Genomic DNA, 14747 nt, shown 5'->3' on the forward strand with positions numbered 1-14747 from the left:
CCGGCCGCTGAGCAGCGGCCTCCCGAACGATCAGGAGAATCATGAAGTTCGCGCGGCTCGGCACCCCGGGGGCGGAGATCCCCGTCCTCCTGGAGGGTGACCGCTACCTCGACCTCCGCCCGGTGACATCCGATGTCAACGGCGACTTCCTTGCGGGAGACTTCGTTTCCCGCGTCGCCGCCGCCCGCGACGCCGGGGAGCTCTCCGAGCTGCCGGACGCCGCGACGATGCGCATCGGCGCCCCGATCGCCCGCCCGAGCGCGGTGATCTGCATCGGCATGAACTACGCCGCCCACGCCGCGGAGTCGGGGTCGGAGCCGCCGACCATCCCCATCATCTTCCTCAAGACCCCCAACACGGTCGTCGGCCCGAACGACGCCGTGACGATCCCGCGCGGGAGCGAGAAGACCGACTGGGAGGTCGAGCTCGGCATCGTCATCGGCACCCGCACCGCGTACCTCGACTCCCCGGAGGAGTCGATGGCGCACGTCGCCGGCTTCGTCGCCGCGAACGACGTGTCGGAGCGCGACTTCCAGATGGCGGTCTCCGGCGGGCAGTGGTCGAAGGGCAAGATCGCCTGCGGCTTCAACCCCACGGGTCCGTGGCTGGTCACGCCCGACGAGGTCGACCACCAGGCGCTCGGCCTCCGCAGCTTCGTGAACGGCGAGCCGCGACAGGATTCGAACACGAGCGACATGATCTTCACGGTCGAGCAGATCGTGCACCACCTGTCGCAGTACGTGACGCTCGAGCCCGGTGACCTGATCCTCACCGGGACCCCGCAGGGCGTGGCCCTGTCCGGCAAATACCCCTACCTCAGCGCGGGCGACGTGGTCGAGATCGAGATCGACGGCCTCGGCCGTCAGCGCCAGGACTTCATCGCATGGGAGGCAGAGAAGTGACCCTTCGACAGGCTCAGGGACCCGACGCCGGCACGGAAGGCCTCGTGGCCATCGTCACCGGTGGCGCCTCCGGCATCGGCGCGGCGATCGCCGACCGTCTGCACGCGGACGGCGTCACCGTCGCGGTCCTCGACCGCGACACCACCCACGCCGACGAGCGCTTCGCCGCGTTCACCGCCGACGTCTCCGACCGCGCGAGCGTGGACGCCGCCGTGGCCGCCGTCGCCGAGCGCTTCGGCCGCATCGACATCGTCGTCAACAACGCCGGCATCGGTGCACAGGGCGACATCGCCGCGAACGACGACGACGAGTGGGCGCGCGTCCTCTCCATCAACGTCACCGGCATCGCGCGGGTGACGTCGGCGGCACTGCCCTGGCTGCGGAAGTCCCCGGCCGCCGCGGTGTGCAACACGGCCTCGATCGCGTCGACCACCGGGCTCCCGCAGCGGGCGCTGTACTCCGCGTCGAAGGGCGCCGTGTCGGCCCTGACCCGCGCGATGGCCGCCGACCACCTGCGTGAGGGCATCCGAGTCAATGCGGTCAACCCCGGCACGGCGGACACGCCCTGGGTCGGACGCCTGCTCGACTCCGCGGCCGACCCCGCCGCAGAGCGGGCCGCGTTGGAGGCACGACAGCCCCACGGACGCCTGGTGAGCCCGGACGAGGTCGCCGCCGCCGTGGCCTACCTCGTGAGTCCCGCCGCGGGCTCCACCACGGGCACCTTCATCGAGGTCGACGGGGGGATGGCGCAGCTCCGCCTCCGCCCCGAGTGACCCGATCTTCCCGACGGCCCGGTGTCTCCCCGCGAGACCCCGGGCCGTCCCCGTCCCCATCGGCCCACCCCGCACGCCCCCCTCACCCCGCACGCCGCACGCTCCCCGCAAGCCCCCGCCGTTCGGGATCAATCCCGCTCCCCCACCCCGCCACGCACGCCCCTTTCTCATCCCGCACACGGGCACCCCGCGCGGGCGGGATCAGAACCGCCCCTCGATGCGGCTGCCGCGGACCGTTTCCCATCCCGCATGCCACACGGGGCCCCGGCGGGACGACCGTGAGCGTTACGGCACCCATCCGGCCGGGATCAGAAACGGGCCCGGACGGGGCTCCGGAGGTGGCATATTGCACTCCCCGCGAAGGGGGGGTTAGGGGGAGTAGACGGAGGTGGCGGTGGCGTGGAAGAGGGCGTCGTGATCGATGCCGCGGGAGGAGGCCCAGGTCGCCACGGCGTCGGCCCAGCGGCTGCGCGCGGTCGGCTGATAGGTGGGCGTGCCGTCGGCGGGAGGCTGCGTGCCACCCGGTTCCGCGGGACCGACCGCCGACACGGGCCAGTCACTCCCCCACATCAGGCGCTCGGGACCGAAGACGTCGGCCGCGGTGTCGAGGAAGGGTTCGAGCTGCGCGAGGCTCCAGTCCCCTCCGGCCTCCGCGGGCAGTCCGGACACCTTGCAGAACACCCCGGGGTGTCGCGCGAGCTCGGCGAGGTCGCGCTCCCACTCCACCGAGGGCGTGCGCGGAGCAGAAGCCGTCCCGACCTCCGGCTTACCCAGGTGGTCGAGCACGATCCGCAGCTCGGGGATCGCGCCCGACAGTCGTGCGACGTCGGGGAGCTGCGTCGCCCGCACGCACGCGTCGAAGGTCCACCCGTGCGCCGCGACCTCCCGGGCTCCGGAGATGAAGGCCGACGAGAGCATCACGCCGTCCGGCTCCCCCTGCAGCAGGTGACGCACCCCGACCACCAGGGGCTCCGCGGTGAGACTCTCCAGGTGCACCGTGGTGTCGGTCCCGCGGTCGAGCCGAGCGCCGGCGACGATGCCGACCACCCCGAGGCGCTCCGCCTGCCCGGCCACCCACCGCACCTCCGCGAGGAAGTCGTCCTCGGTGGTCTCGGCCTGCACGAACACGGCCCGCTCGTCCGTCGCCCGCTCCACCCGCGCACGCTCGAGCTCGTCGGCGCCGAAGCGCCCCGCGAGCGGCCCTTCGAGCCACGTGTACCCGAGGGCTTCGGGGTCCCACAGGTGCAGGTGCGAGTCGAGGATGCGCATGTCCCCATCCTGCCGCAGACATCGGATGTTGTGCGAGGATGAGCGCCATGGCAGTCACGGACGAGGCGATCGAGAAGATCAAGGCGATGATCGTGTCGGGCGAACTGGCCCCCGGCGATCGCCTGCCCCCGGAGAAGGAGCTGTCCGAGCGTCTCGGCCTCTCCCGCAACTCCATGCGCGAGGCGGTCAAGGCGCTGGAGGTCATCCGCGTCCTCGACGTGCGGCGCGGCGACGGCACCTATGTCACGAGCCTGGAGCCGCACCTCCTGCTGGAGGCGATCGCGTTCGTCGTGGACATGCACGACGACGACTCGATGCTGGAGATGTTCGCCGTCCGCCGGATGCTCGAATCGCAGGCCACCGGTCTCGCGGCGACCCTCGGCACGGATGAGGCGATCGCGGCCCTGCAGGAGGAGGTGGAGGCCGTCGACGCGTCCGTCGGGATCGAGGAGCTCGTCGATCACGACATCCGCTTCCACCGCGAGATCGTGGGCATGGCGGGCAACGCCTACCTCGCGAGCCTCATCGAGCACCTGAGCAGCCAGACGGTCCGGGCGCGCGTGTGGCGGGGTCTCACGGAGGGCGGCGCCGTGGAGCGCACCCTGTCGGAGCACCGCGCCATCGCCGATGCCATCGCCCAGCGCGACTCGGCACTGGCGACCTCCCTCGCCACGGCCCACATCGCGGGTGTCGAGCGGTGGCTGCGACAGGCCGCGTCGGCCTGAGCCGTCAGGCCCCGAGGCGCTGCATCGCGGCGTCGAACTCCGCCGCCGAGCTGTCGCTCACCTCGTGGAACAGCAGCTCGTCGAGCACGTCGGGCGCGGCGGTGAAATACGGGATGCCGGCCGCGCGGAGCCCCGTGATGTCGTCGGCCGAGCGCAGGGAGGCGGCGAGGACGTTGGCGTCGCTGCCCGCGCACATCTCCTGCATCCGGGCGATGAGCGCGTCGCCGTCCATGCCCGCGTCGCGCATGCGCCCGAGGTAGGGCGCGATGTACTGGGCGCCGATCGAGGCGCACGCGAGCGCCTGCGCGACCGAGTAGACCGCCGTGACGAGGACCGTGGCCCCGTCGCGGACGAGGGCCGAGGCCGCCGCGAAACCCGCTGCGGTCGCGGGCACCTTGACCGCCACCCGGTCGCCGAGCGCGCGGATGCCCTCCGCATTCCGGAGGAAGGAGTCCGTGTCGCCGCCCCACGTCTGGAAGAAGACCTCCCGTGCGCCCTCGTCCACCCAGCGGGCATAGAGGTCGGGGATCTCCGCGGCCGTCCGCCCGCCGCGTTCGAGGATCGTGGGGTTCGTCGTCACGCCGTGCACCACCCCGGCGGAGAGGAGCCGCGAGACACGGTCGGTGTCGGCGCTGTCGACGTACAGGCGGGGCGCGATCGCGGTCATCGGGGTCTCCTCGCGGGCAACCTGTCGTTACAGGTGGGGCTTCGGCTAATGTAATGACAGCTCCCGAACCTTGTCAAAGGACGGGAGTCCCGCGCTGTCGAGGAGGATCAGGAGCGAGATGACACCCGCACACCCCGGCGACCGCTCCGGCGTCGTCATCGTCGGCAGCGTGACGGCCGACGTCACGACCTTCTCCCAGCGGCTTCCCGCCCGCGGCGAGACCATCCTCGGCGACGAGTTCACGCTGATGCTCGGCGGCAAGGGCGCGAACCAGGCCGTCGCGGCCGGGCGCTCCGGAGCCCGCACGAGCTTCGTCGGCTGCGTCGGCGACGACCTGTTCCACGACCTCGTGGTGGACGGGCTCACCGCGGCCGGCGTCGACCTGGCGCACCTGCGCACCGTGCCGGGCCCGACCGGCATCGCGCACATCCGTGTCGATGCCTCCGCGCAGAACGACATCGTCATGGTGCCGCTCGCCAACGCCGCCCTCAGCACGGCGCAGATCGACGAGGCCCTCGCGGCTCTCGCCCCGACGACCTCCGTCCTGCTCACCCAGCTCGAGACCCCGTCCGCCCTGACCGCCCACATCACCGCGCGCGGTCGCGAGCATGGGATGACCGTGATCCTCGATCCGGCACCGGCGGCGGAGCTGGCACCGGAGATCTGGCGGAGCATCGACATCGTCACCCCGAACGAGACGGAGGCGTCGCTCATCAGCGGCATCGAGGTGACCGACGCCGCCTCCGCCGAGCGCGCCGGGCACTGGTTCCTGGAGCAGGGCGTGGGCGCCGCGGTCATCACCCTGGCCGGGCAGGGGTCGTGCGTCGTCACCGCCGAGGGGGCCACCGTCGTCCCGCCGTTCCCCGTGGAGGCCGTCGACACCACCGCCGCGGGCGATGCCTATGCCGGCTACCTCGGTGCCGCGCTCGCGAGTGGAGCGGCCCTCACCGACGCGGTGCGGCTGGCGACCGCCGCGGGCGCCCTCACCGTCACGAAGCAGGGGGCCTCACCGAGCCTCCCCCACCGCGCCGACGTCGAGGCCTTCCTCGCCGCGCGCACCGCGGCCGCCGTCGCGAACTGAACCAGGAGCACACGATGCGCAAGACCTCGACCACGATCAACCCGGCGCTCTCCCGCGTCATCAGCGAGACCGGGCACACCGATCTGATCGTCGTGACCGACGCCGGGCTGCCGATCCCGCCGGGCTCCGAGCGCATCGACCTCGCCTACCGTCCCGGTGCCCCCGCCTTCCTCGACGTGCTCGACACGGTGCTCGCGGAGCTCGTGGTCGAGGGGGCGACGGTGTCGGCCGAGGTCGCCGAGAAGAGCCCGGAGGTGCTGGACGCCCTGCGCGAGCGCTTCGCCGATGCGGAGTTCGAGATCGAGCTCGTCCCGCACGTCGAGTTCAAGCAGCGCACGCACGCAGCCCGCGCCTTCGTGCGCTCGGGGGAGTTCACGCCGTACGCGAACGTGATCCTGCACGCGGGGGTGGCGTACTGATGTCCCTCATCGAGGATGCGATCGACCGCCACAGCGCGGCGCCGATGTACGACCAGCTCCGGCAGCTCATCATCGACGGCATCGCCCGCGACGGTCTGCAGCCGGGCGACCCTCTTCCCGGCGAGCACCGGCTGTGCGAGCGCTACGGCATCTCCCGCACGGTCGTGCGCCAGGCGCTCGCCCAGCTCGAGCACGAGGGACTCGTCGAGCGGGTGAAGGGCAAGGGCACCTTCGTCTCCCGCCCGCGCACGAGCGAGAGTCTCGTGCACACGCTCGTCGGGCTGTACGACGACGTCGAGCGGCGCGGCGGCCACGTGCACAGCGACGTCCTCCGGCACGAGCAGACCGTCGCCGACGAGGAGGTCGCCCTGGCCCTGGAGGTGCCGGTCGGATCGCCGGTGATCGTGCTGGAGCGACTGCGGCACGTCGACGGCGAGCCCTGGTCGCTCTCCACCACGTGGATGCCGGAGGCGGTGGGCGCGGTGACGCTCGGCGCCGACCTCACCGAGGCGTCGCTGTACCGGCTGCTCGCCGACCACGGCATCATCGCCACGCACGGCGTCCGCTCCGCCGAGGCGACGGTCGCCACGCACGAGCAGGCCCAGCATCTCGGTGTGAGTGCCGGCTCCGCCCTCCTCCGCCTGCGCAGCATCAGCCGCAGTGAGGACGGGCTGCCGATCGAGTACTTCATCGCGTATCACCGTGGCGACCGCTCGCGCTTCGAGTTCCAGCTCCAGCAGGAGCAGTCCCAGGCGTCGCTGATGCACGTGGACGGATCGGGCGGCGCCTCCCCCGCGGGCACGGTGGGCTGACCCCGGCCCCGGTACGCTCAAGGGCATGAGCGACTGGACCAGCACCGCGATCGCCCTGCTGGAAGCAGATGCCAACCGCAGCGCCGACACGCACCTGCACCTGTTCCCGCTGCCGCCGGAGTGGGGCATCGACCTCTACCTCAAGGACGAGTCGGTGCACCCGACCGGCTCGCTCAAGCACCGCCTCGCGCGCTCGCTCCTCCTCTACGGGCTCGTCAACGGGCGCATCCACGAGGACACCACCCTCGTGGAGTCGTCGAGCGGGTCGACCGCGGTGTCGGAGGCCTACTTCGCCCGGATGCTGGGGCTGACCTTCATCACCGTCGTACCCCGGTCGACGGTGCAGGAGAAGATCGACCTCATCGAGTTCTACGGCGGCACCTGCCATTTCGTGGACCGCGCGGAGGACATGTCCCCCGAGGCGCAGCGCCTGGCGGCGGACTGCACCGGGCACTACCTCGACCAGTTCACCTATGCGGAGCGTGCGACCGACTGGCGCGGCAACAACAACATCGCGGACAGCGTGTTCGGCCAGCTCGCCCAGGAGCGGCATCCGATCCCCCGCTGGATCGTCACGGGCGCCGGCACCGGGGGCACCAGCGCCACGTTCGGCCGCTACGTGAAGTACCGCCGCCATGACACCCGGATCGCCGTCGTCGACCCCGAGGGCTCGGCCTTCTACGACGGCTGGGCGGGCACGGTCGACCCGCCCGCCGGACGCCCGAGCCGCATCGAGGGCATCGGGCGGCCGCGGGTGGAGGCCTCCTTCGTGCCGTCCGTGATCGACGAGATGATCCAGGTGCCGGACGCGGGCTCCATCGCCGCGATCCGCCTCCTCCGCGAGCGCACCCTGCACTGGGCGGGCGGCTCCACCGGCACGAACCTCTACGGCGCGTTCCAGCTCATCGCCCGGATGCGTGCCGCGGGCGAGACCGGCAGCGTCGTGACCCTGATCTGCGACAGCGGTGTGCGGTACGCCGGCACGTACTACTCGGACGACTGGGTGGCACAGCAGGGGTGGGATCTCGCGCCGCACCGTGCGCGGCTGGAGCGGTTCCTGGAGACCGGGGTCTGGGCGGACTGATCCTCGGGTTACGCTGACCCCATGACCACACTCATCCTCACTGTCGCGGGTGCCGATCGTCCGGGCCTGGTGGCCGCCGTCGCCGATGTCGTCGATGCCCATGGCGGCAACTGGGAGAACAGCTCCCTCGCCGAGCTCGCCGGCACGTTCGCGGGTGTCATCGAGGTGTCCGTGCCGACGGAGCGCACCGGGGAGCTCGAGACCGCGCTCCGGGGGATCCAGGGCCAGGGTCTGCTCACGCTCTCGGTGCTCACCGGCACGCCGGGGCCATCCGAGGACGAGGAGCAGCTGCTCGTGATGCAGGTGCTCGGCAACGACCGCCCCGGGATCGTGCGCGAGGTGTCGGCGGTGCTGAACGCGCACGCCCTGAGCATCGAGGAGCTCACGACCGAGACCCGGGAGGCCGCGATGGCCGGCGGGCGGCTGTTCGAGGCGTCGGTGATCGCGAAGGTCCCGCCGACGGTCGACCTCGACGCCCTGCGTGCCGACCTCGAGCGCCTCGCGTCGGAGATCCAGGTCGACATCAACCTCGGCTGACCCCCGTTCGAATCGCCTGAATGGCGCCATCCGGCCGCCGGATGGGACCAATCGGGCGATTCGAACGGGAGTCAGAGGCCGGAGTACCGCCGCACCCAGTACTCGGTGTAGGCGACGTGGGCGGACGCGGCGGCCGAGGCCGCGACGGGATCCGCGGCGGCGAGGCCGCGCAGGATGGCGCGGTGGCCGGCGTCGGAGTGGATCTTGAGCTCCGCGGCATCCTCCGGGTCGGAGATCCGGTAGGCACGGGAGCGGGAGCGCAGCACGTCGATCAGGCTTGTCAGGGCCTCGTTGCCCGCGACCGACGAGATGGCCATGTGGAACTCGTGGTCGAGGCGGGACTGCGCCTCGAAGTCCGTCGTCGACTCGATCTCGGTGAGCACCGCGTCGAGCGCGGCAACCGTGTCCTCGTCGATCCGGGCCGCGGCGAGCGCCGCCGCATGCGGCTCGAGCACCCGTCGGAGCTCCGTCAGCTCCAGCACCCCGGCCATCGGCAGCAGTCCGACCGTGAGGGAGAGACTGCCGATGAGGTCGGCGGCGCGGAGCTCGCTGACGTAGCTGCCGGAGCCGTGCCGCGTCTCCAGCACGCCCAGTGCGGCGAGGGTGCGGATGGCTTCGCGGAGCGATCCCCGTGAGACGCCGAGCCGTTCGCACAGCTCCCCCTCGCTCGGCAGCCGGTCGCCGGGGCGCAGGGCACCGTCGGCGATGAGAGCCCGTAGGCCGTGCAGCGCCGTGTCGAGTGCGCTCATCGTCATCCTCTCTGCCACTCCCCCATCCCTCGTGAAGTCTGTCGGACACACCGGTCGCCGCAAACTCGTATGACAACTATGTTTCATCTCTCCGGTTTCGTAGCCAAAAGCGAAGGCGTGTGGCAAAGTTGTGCAACAACTCGCCCCCACTCATCGATGAGGTCCGATGCCCGCTCCGCAGTTCCCCGCTCCGCTCACGCTGAACTCCGGCCTGCGAGCGCGCGACGCCTGGCCGCTCGACCCGACCGTGATCCACCTCAACCACGGGTCGTTCGGGGCCGTGCCGTCGGTGGTGGTCGCCCACCAGGACGCGCTGCGCCGCCGCGCCGACCTGAGCCCCGTCGAGTGGTTCCCTCGGATCGCGGAGCGGGTGCAGGACGCCAGGCAGCGGACGGCCCCGTTCGTCGGAGCGCGCGCGGAGGACAGCGTGTTCGTGCCCAACGCCTCCGCCGCGGCCACCGTCGTCTACAACGCCCTCCAGCTCGACAGCGGCGACGAGATCCTCGTGACCGACCAGGGCTACGGCGCCATCACCATGGGCGCCGAGCGCCTCGCCCGACGCTTCGGCGCCTCCGTCCGCACGGTCGCCCTGCCCCTGCTCGCGGATGACGACGAGATCGTGCAGCTCTTCGCCGACGCCCTCACCCCGCGCACCCGGCTGCTCGTCGTCGACCAGATCACCTCGCCCACCGCCCGCCTGCTGCCCACCCGCCGCATCGCCGACCTCGCGGCCGAGCGCGGCGTGCGCACCCTCGTCGACGGCGCCCACGCTCCCGGTCTCATCCCGGACGCGGCAGCCGTCGCCGACGGCGACTGGTGGTTCGGCAATCTGCACAAGTGGCCCTGCGCCCCGCGCGGCTCCGCCCTCCTCGTCACCACCGCCCCCGACCGCGACGAGCTCTGGCCGCTGATCGACTCCTGGGCCGCGCGCGAGCCGTACCCCGAGCGCTTCGACACGCAGGGCACGATCGACGCGACGACCTACCTCGCCACCCCCACCGCGATCGAGTTCATCGAGGCCGAGTTCGGATGGGCGGCCGCCCGCGACGCCATGGCCGCACGTGCCGACGCCGGTGCCGAGCTCATCGCGGAAGCCCTGCGCCCCTTCAGCGACGAGGACCCGCTGACCCCCCTCCCCTCCCCAGTGCCGTCCATGCGACTCATCCGGCTGCCGCTCGGCCTCGGCGCCACCCGCGAGGAGGCCGACGCGCTGCGCATGGACCTCCTCGACGAGGTCGGCGTGGAGACCGCGTTCACCAGCTTCCGCGGTGTCGGCTACTTCCGCCTGTCCGCGCACCTGTACACGGAGGCGTCTGACATCGAGGCGTTCGTCGAGCGCTGCGTCCCCGCGATCCTGCGCCGCGCCAGCATCCGCCCCGCCGACGCCCTCATCCTCCCCTGACCCGCATCACCTCCCGCACGACCCACCCGAACACCCACCCACCCCCACCGAGAGGCACATCGTGAAGAACAAGATCTTGACGACCGCAGCCGGAGTCGGCACCGTCGCCGTCCTCGCACTCACCGGCTGCTCCGGAGGCTCCGGCTCGTCCGGCGGCGACGGCAGCGTCACCCTCCAGATGGTCGAGAGCCTGACGAATCCGGCGCGCACCGAGCTGCTCCGCGGACTGCTCGACGAGTTCGAGAAGGACAACCCCGACATCACCGTCACCCTGGTCTCCCCGCCCACCGAGCAGGCCGACCAGAAGATCCAGCAGATGCTGCAGTCCGGCAAGGGCGTCGACGTGCTCGAGGTGCGCGACATCACCGTCGGGCCGTTCGCGAACAACGGCTGGCTCTACGACCTCGGTCCCGATCTGAAGAAGTGGGACGGCTGGGACGCCCTCACCGAGAACGCTCAGTCCGCCTCGGTCGCGGAGGACGGCAAGAGCTACTTCGTCCCCTACGGCTTCTACGGCCTGTCGCTGTTCTACCGCACCGACCTCGTCGAGCAGGCCGGCTTCGACGGCCCGCCGCACAGCTGGAAGGACCTGCTGGAGCAGGCGTCGGCAATCCAGGACCCGTCGAACAACATCTACGGGTACGCGTTCCGTGGCGGTCAGAACGCGAACAGCAACGTCGTCGCCGCGATCGAGGCCTACACGATCGACGGCCTCGACACGGAGGACGCGTTCCTCATGGAGGACGGCTCGACGATCTTCGCCGCCCCCGAAGCGCAGGAGGCCGTCGACGACTACTTCGACCTGTTCAAGGAAGCCTCGCCGCCGTCCGCTGTCTCGTGGGGCTACCCCGAGATGGTCGCCGGGTTCACCAACGGCACCACGGCCTTCCTCCTGCAGGACCCGGAGGTCATCGCGACGGTGCAGGACTCCTCGCTGACCGAGGACCAGTGGGACACCGCGCCGCTGCTCGTCGGCCCGTCCGGCAAGGCCGCACAGCCCCTCGCCGTCGCCGGCTGGGGTGTCGCGGAGAACAGCGAGCACAAGGAGGCCGCGGTGAAGCTCGTCGAGTTCCTGTCGTCCGCCGAGCCCGCCACCGAGTTCGCGCAGGCGAACAGCCTCGTCCCGATCATCGCGGCCGCCGCGGACGACGAGTTCTACTCCACCGGCCCCTGGACGAGCTACGTCACCATGACCGAGGACCCGGAGACCTACGTCAACGTGCGGCAGCCGCGCGGCGTGAGCTGGTGGACCGAGTGGATCCAGAAGTCCGACCAGGACGTGCAGAGCGTGCTGCTCGGCAACATGTCCACCAAGGACCTCCTCGCCTCGTGGGACGCGTTCTGGACCGAGAAGTACGCCGCGGAGAAGGGTTGATCCGTGGCCCGCTCCATCCGTGAAGGGGGCTCCGTCGGCACCGCCGGCGGGGCCTCCCCGGCATCGCGTCGCCGCCCCTTCCGGGGCCGCACCGCCCTCACGCTGCTGGCGTTCCTCGCGCCGGCGATCGTCTTCGTCTGCTGGTTCACCTACTGGCCGATGCTGCAGGGCGCCCGCATGGCCTTCCACGACTGGAACCTGTGGGACCTGACGTCGACACCGTTCGTGGGCTTCGACAACTTCCTCGCCGTCTTCCGGGATCCCGCCTTCCCGACCGTGGCCTGGAACTCCGTGCTCTGGGTGGTCGGCTCGCTCGTGCCGCAGCTCGTGATCGGGTTCCTCATCGCCCTCGCCCTGCGCAAGCGGTTCCGCTTCCGCGGGCTCTACCAGGCGCTGGTGTTCTTCCCGTGGGCGGTGTCCGGCTTCCTCATCGGCATGCTATTCCGCTGGATGTTCAACGCCGAGTTCGGCGTCGTCAACGACCTGCTCATGAAAGCGGGCCTGATCGACGCGCCGCTGCCGTGGCTGGCCGACCCGAAGCTCGCGATGTTCGCCGTGATCGTCGCGAACATCTGGTACGGGGTGACCTTCTTCGCGATCATGATCCTCGCGGCGCTGCAGTCGGTGCCGGACGAGATGCTGGAGGCGGCGAGCCTCGACGGCGCCGGCAAGGTGCGGCAGCTGTTCTCGATCATCATCCCCTACATCTCGATGACGCTGCTGCTGACGATCCTGCTGCGCGTGATCTGGATCTTCAACTTCCCCGACATCATCTACGCGATGACGAACGGCGGCCCCGCCAACCAGACCCACATCATCACGACGTGGATGATCAACTACACGCAGCAGGGCAACTACGGCATCGCGAGCGCCATCGGGCTCATCGTCGTGGCGTTCCTCATGGTGTTCTGCGCGTTCTACCTGATGGCGATGCGGAGAGTGCAGCGATGACCATCACCTCATCCGTCCGGACCGGCTCCTCGGTCACGGAGACCCGTCGCATCACGGTGCCCGATCCGAAGGCCGCCCCGCGCCCCAAGCCCCGCGTCACGGTGGGCGGCGTGGTGCGTGTCGTCGGCCTGGGGCTGTGGCTGCTCGTCACGCTGTTCCCGCTGTACTGGATCACGCTCACCGCGTTCAAGTCGCCCGGGACCATCAACCGCTTCCCGATCGAGTACTGGCCGAGCGAACCCTCGCTGGACAACTTCACGAGCCTGTTCGAGAAGAGCTCGTTCGGGACGTTCCTGGCGAACTCGGCCATCGTGGCGGTGTCGGCGGGCGCGGTGGCGACGCTCATCGCCCTGCTCAGCGCCTACGTGCTGGCGCGGTTCGAGTTCCGCGGCAAGGGGGCGGTGCTCATCGCGTTCCTGTTGACGCAGATGATCCCGGCGTTCATCGCCCTCGGACCGCTGTACTCGATGATGACCGACCTCGGCCTCGTCGACACCAAGCCGGGCCTCATCCTCGTCTACATCGCGATCTGCATCCCGTTCTCCACGGTCATGCTGCGGGGCTTCTTCGAGAACGTCCCCGACGCGCTGGAGGAGGCGGCGATGATCGACGGCTGCTCGCGTCTCGGCGCCCTGTTCCGGGTGCTCGTGCCGGTGATGACCCCCGGCATCATCGCGGCGTTCATCTTCAACTTCGTGAACTGCTGGAACGAGCTGTTCCTGTCGGTCGTGCTGATGAACACCGACGCGAACCGCACCGTGCCCTCGGCGCTGAACGGCTTCATCTCGACGTTCAACATCGACTGGGGCTCGATGAGCGCCGCGGCCGTGCTGACGATCCTCCCGACGATGGTGATGTTCGCCCTCGCCAGCCGCTGGATCGTCCAGGGCCTGACGGCCGGCGCCGTCAAGGAGTAACCCGCCCGAGTAGCGCAAATGGTCCCATTCCCGGACGGAATGGGACCATTTGCGCGATTCGAAGGCCTAGACGAGCCGGGACTTCGGCGACACCGAGTACGTGTGCTCGGCGTCGCGGTTGACCGTGTCGCCGAGGGCCTCGTCGATCGCGGTCATGGTGTCGGCGTCGAGCGTCACGCCGGAGGCCTTGACCGTGTCGGCGAGCTGCTCCGGACGGGAGGCGCCGACGAGGGCCGCCGCGACGTTCGGGTTCTGCAGCACCCACGCGATCGCGAGCTGCGGCATCGACAGCCCCGCCTGCTCCGCGATCGGCTTGAGGCGCTGCACCGCGGTGAGGATCTCGTCCTGCAGGAAGCTCTTGATGAAGCCCGCGCCCGAGTTCTGATCCGTCGCCCGAGACCCCTCCGGCACCGGCTGGCCAGGGAGGTACTTCCCGCTCAGCACGCCCTGCGCCATCGGCGACCAGACGATCTGCGAGATGCCGAGCTCCTCCGACGTGGGGACGACCTTGCCCTCGATGACCCGCCACAGCATGGAGTACTGCGGCTGGTTCGAGATGAGCTGGATGCCGAGCTGCTTCGCCAGGGCGTGCCCCTCACGGAGCTGCTCCGCGGTCCACTCCGAGACGCCGATGTAGAGCGCCTTGCCCTGACGGACGACGTCGGCGAAGGCCTGGAACGTCTCCTCCAGCGGGGTCTCGTAGTCGAAGCGGTGCGCCTGATACAGGTCGACGTAGTCGGTGCCGAGACGCGTCAGCGAACCGTTGATCGACTCGAAGATGTGCTTGCGGCTCAGGCCGGTGTCGTTCGGGCCCTTGGGGCCGGTCGGGAAGTAGACCTTGGTGAAGATCTCGAGGCTCTCGCGACGCTGGCCCTCCAGCGCCTTGCCAAGCACGACCTCAGCGGCCGTGTTGGCGTAGGTGTCCGCGGTGTCGAACGTGGTGATGCCGGCGTCCAGGGCGGCGTGCACGGTCTTGACCGCGGCGTCGTCCTCGACCTGCGAGGCGTGCGTGACCCAGTTGCCGTACGTGATCTCCGAGACCTTGAGACCGCTGTTGCCGAGATAGCGATAGTTGACCATGGAC

General features: G+C 70.5%; 16 protein-coding genes. 12 read left to right on the forward strand and 4 right to left on the reverse strand.

The annotated features are described in order from the left end of the window. The first annotated feature begins 41 nt into the window (after window positions 1-41). Complete coding sequence (locus WFJ36_RS14425) at window positions 42-902, forward strand: fumarylacetoacetate hydrolase family protein (protein ID WP_336643565.1); 861 nt, start codon at window positions 42-44, stop codon at window positions 900-902. Beyond that, window positions 884-1675 (forward strand): SDR family NAD(P)-dependent oxidoreductase, encoded by a 792-nt coding sequence (locus tag WFJ36_RS14430; RefSeq protein WP_071329184.1) that lies wholly within the window; start codon window positions 884-886, stop codon window positions 1673-1675. The genes WFJ36_RS14425 and WFJ36_RS14430 overlap by 19 nt, the downstream gene beginning before the upstream one ends. A 369-nt stretch (window positions 1676-2044) precedes the next feature. Here WFJ36_RS14430 and WFJ36_RS14435 read toward each other — a convergent pair whose 3' ends face one another. Further along, the gene (locus WFJ36_RS14435; protein ID WP_336643566.1) at window positions 2045-2944 is read right to left on the reverse strand and encodes an amidohydrolase family protein; all 900 of its coding nucleotides are present in this window, start codon (window positions 2942-2944) and stop codon (window positions 2045-2047) included. Between the two features lie 47 nt (window positions 2945-2991). Here WFJ36_RS14435 and WFJ36_RS14440 point away from each other — a divergent pair, with 47 nt between their 5' ends. Then, window positions 2992-3669: a FadR/GntR family transcriptional regulator gene (locus WFJ36_RS14440; RefSeq protein WP_025105368.1), complete on the forward strand. Its 678-nt coding sequence runs from the start codon at window positions 2992-2994 to the stop codon at window positions 3667-3669. Between the two features lie 4 nt (window positions 3670-3673). On the opposite strand, the gene WFJ36_RS14445 is transcribed toward WFJ36_RS14440, so the two are convergent. Then, window positions 3674-4336, reverse strand: coding sequence for a transaldolase family protein (locus WFJ36_RS14445; protein ID WP_292788630.1), 663 nt, complete (start codon window positions 4334-4336; stop codon window positions 3674-3676). Window positions 4337-4454: 118 nt separating this feature from the next. On the opposite strand from WFJ36_RS14445, the gene WFJ36_RS14450 reads away from it, so the two are divergent. The 5 genes from WFJ36_RS14450 to WFJ36_RS14470 are packed head-to-tail and all read left to right on the forward strand — an operon-like array spanning window position 4455 to window position 8269. Further along, window positions 4455-5417 carry a ribokinase gene (locus tag WFJ36_RS14450; protein WP_292788628.1) on the forward strand — a complete coding sequence of 321 codons (963 nt, stop codon included), beginning with the start codon at window positions 4455-4457 and terminating at the stop codon, window positions 5415-5417. Between the two features lie 14 nt (window positions 5418-5431). Further along, entirely contained in the window at window positions 5432-5836 is a 405-nt protein-coding gene (rbsD, locus tag WFJ36_RS14455) for a D-ribose pyranase (RefSeq protein WP_071329187.1), read from the forward strand. Then, complete coding sequence (locus WFJ36_RS14460; RefSeq protein WP_025105364.1) at window positions 5836-6648, forward strand: GntR family transcriptional regulator; 813 nt, start codon at window positions 5836-5838, stop codon at window positions 6646-6648. The genes rbsD and WFJ36_RS14460 overlap by 1 nt, the downstream gene beginning before the upstream one ends. Before the next feature lie 25 nt (window positions 6649-6673). Continuing rightward, window positions 6674-7732, forward strand: coding sequence for a PLP-dependent cysteine synthase family protein (locus WFJ36_RS14465; protein ID WP_336643567.1), 1059 nt, complete (start codon window positions 6674-6676; stop codon window positions 7730-7732). Between the two features lie 21 nt (window positions 7733-7753). Further along, window positions 7754-8269: a glycine cleavage system protein R gene (locus WFJ36_RS14470; RefSeq protein WP_062637081.1), complete on the forward strand. Its 516-nt coding sequence runs from the start codon at window positions 7754-7756 to the stop codon at window positions 8267-8269. 71 nt (window positions 8270-8340) lie between these two features. On the opposite strand, the gene WFJ36_RS14475 is transcribed toward WFJ36_RS14470, so the two are convergent. Beyond that, window positions 8341-9018 (reverse strand): FadR/GntR family transcriptional regulator, encoded by a 678-nt coding sequence (locus tag WFJ36_RS14475; protein ID WP_102209425.1) that lies wholly within the window; start codon window positions 9016-9018, stop codon window positions 8341-8343. 166 nt (window positions 9019-9184) lie between these two features. On the opposite strand from WFJ36_RS14475, the gene WFJ36_RS14480 reads away from it, so the two are divergent. From WFJ36_RS14480 to WFJ36_RS14495, 4 genes are all read left to right on the forward strand, one after another. After that, window positions 9185-10420 (forward strand): aminotransferase class V-fold PLP-dependent enzyme, encoded by a 1236-nt coding sequence (locus tag WFJ36_RS14480; protein ID WP_336643568.1) that lies wholly within the window; start codon window positions 9185-9187, stop codon window positions 10418-10420. Window positions 10421-10481: 61 nt separating this feature from the next. Next, complete coding sequence (locus tag WFJ36_RS14485; protein WP_025105359.1) at window positions 10482-11795, forward strand: ABC transporter substrate-binding protein; 1314 nt, start codon at window positions 10482-10484, stop codon at window positions 11793-11795. 3 nt (window positions 11796-11798) lie between these two features. Further along, the gene (locus WFJ36_RS14490) at window positions 11799-12746 is read left to right on the forward strand and encodes a carbohydrate ABC transporter permease (protein ID WP_336643569.1); all 948 of its coding nucleotides are present in this window, start codon (window positions 11799-11801) and stop codon (window positions 12744-12746) included. Continuing rightward, window positions 12743-13663 (forward strand): carbohydrate ABC transporter permease, encoded by a 921-nt coding sequence (locus tag WFJ36_RS14495; RefSeq protein WP_336643570.1) that lies wholly within the window; start codon window positions 12743-12745, stop codon window positions 13661-13663. The genes WFJ36_RS14490 and WFJ36_RS14495 overlap by 4 nt, the downstream gene beginning before the upstream one ends. Before the next feature lie 66 nt (window positions 13664-13729). On the opposite strand, the gene WFJ36_RS14500 is transcribed toward WFJ36_RS14495, so the two are convergent. Continuing rightward, the gene (locus WFJ36_RS14500; RefSeq protein WP_336643571.1) at window positions 13730-14743 is read right to left on the reverse strand and encodes an aldo/keto reductase family protein; all 1014 of its coding nucleotides are present in this window, start codon (window positions 14741-14743) and stop codon (window positions 13730-13732) included. Between the last annotated feature and the right edge of the window lie 4 nt (window positions 14744-14747).

The sequence above is a fragment of the Microbacterium sp. MMO-113 genome, from assembly GCF_037148555.1.
GTDB lineage: Bacteria > Actinomycetota > Actinomycetes > Actinomycetales > Microbacteriaceae > Microbacterium.

Coding starts and splice junctions, on each gene's coding strand:
- WFJ36_RS14500 (WP_336643571.1), bottom strand. CDS start 14,743: ATGGTCAACTATCGCTATCTCGGCAACAGCGGTCTCAAGGTCTCGGAG.
- WFJ36_RS14460 (WP_025105364.1), top strand. CDS start 5,836: ATGTCCCTCATCGAGGATGCGATCGACCGCCACAGCGCGGCGCCGATG.
- WFJ36_RS14475 (WP_102209425.1), bottom strand. CDS start 9,018: ATGAGCGCACTCGACACGGCGCTGCACGGCCTACGGGCTCTCATCGCC.
- WFJ36_RS14450 (WP_292788628.1), top strand. CDS start 4,455: ATGACACCCGCACACCCCGGCGACCGCTCCGGCGTCGTCATCGTCGGC.
- WFJ36_RS14495 (WP_336643570.1), top strand. CDS start 12,743: ATGACCATCACCTCATCCGTCCGGACCGGCTCCTCGGTCACGGAGACC.
- WFJ36_RS14430 (WP_071329184.1), top strand. CDS start 884: ATGGGAGGCAGAGAAGTGACCCTTCGACAGGCTCAGGGACCCGACGCC.
- WFJ36_RS14480 (WP_336643568.1), top strand. CDS start 9,185: ATGCCCGCTCCGCAGTTCCCCGCTCCGCTCACGCTGAACTCCGGCCTG.
- WFJ36_RS14445 (WP_292788630.1), bottom strand. CDS start 4,336: ATGACCGCGATCGCGCCCCGCCTGTACGTCGACAGCGCCGACACCGAC.
- WFJ36_RS14425 (WP_336643565.1), top strand. CDS start 42: ATGAAGTTCGCGCGGCTCGGCACCCCGGGGGCGGAGATCCCCGTCCTC.
- rbsD (WP_071329187.1), top strand. CDS start 5,432: ATGCGCAAGACCTCGACCACGATCAACCCGGCGCTCTCCCGCGTCATC.
- WFJ36_RS14435 (WP_336643566.1), bottom strand. CDS start 2,944: ATGCGCATCCTCGACTCGCACCTGCACCTGTGGGACCCCGAAGCCCTC.
- WFJ36_RS14470 (WP_062637081.1), top strand. CDS start 7,754: ATGACCACACTCATCCTCACTGTCGCGGGTGCCGATCGTCCGGGCCTG.
- WFJ36_RS14465 (WP_336643567.1), top strand. CDS start 6,674: ATGAGCGACTGGACCAGCACCGCGATCGCCCTGCTGGAAGCAGATGCC.
- WFJ36_RS14440 (WP_025105368.1), top strand. CDS start 2,992: ATGGCAGTCACGGACGAGGCGATCGAGAAGATCAAGGCGATGATCGTG.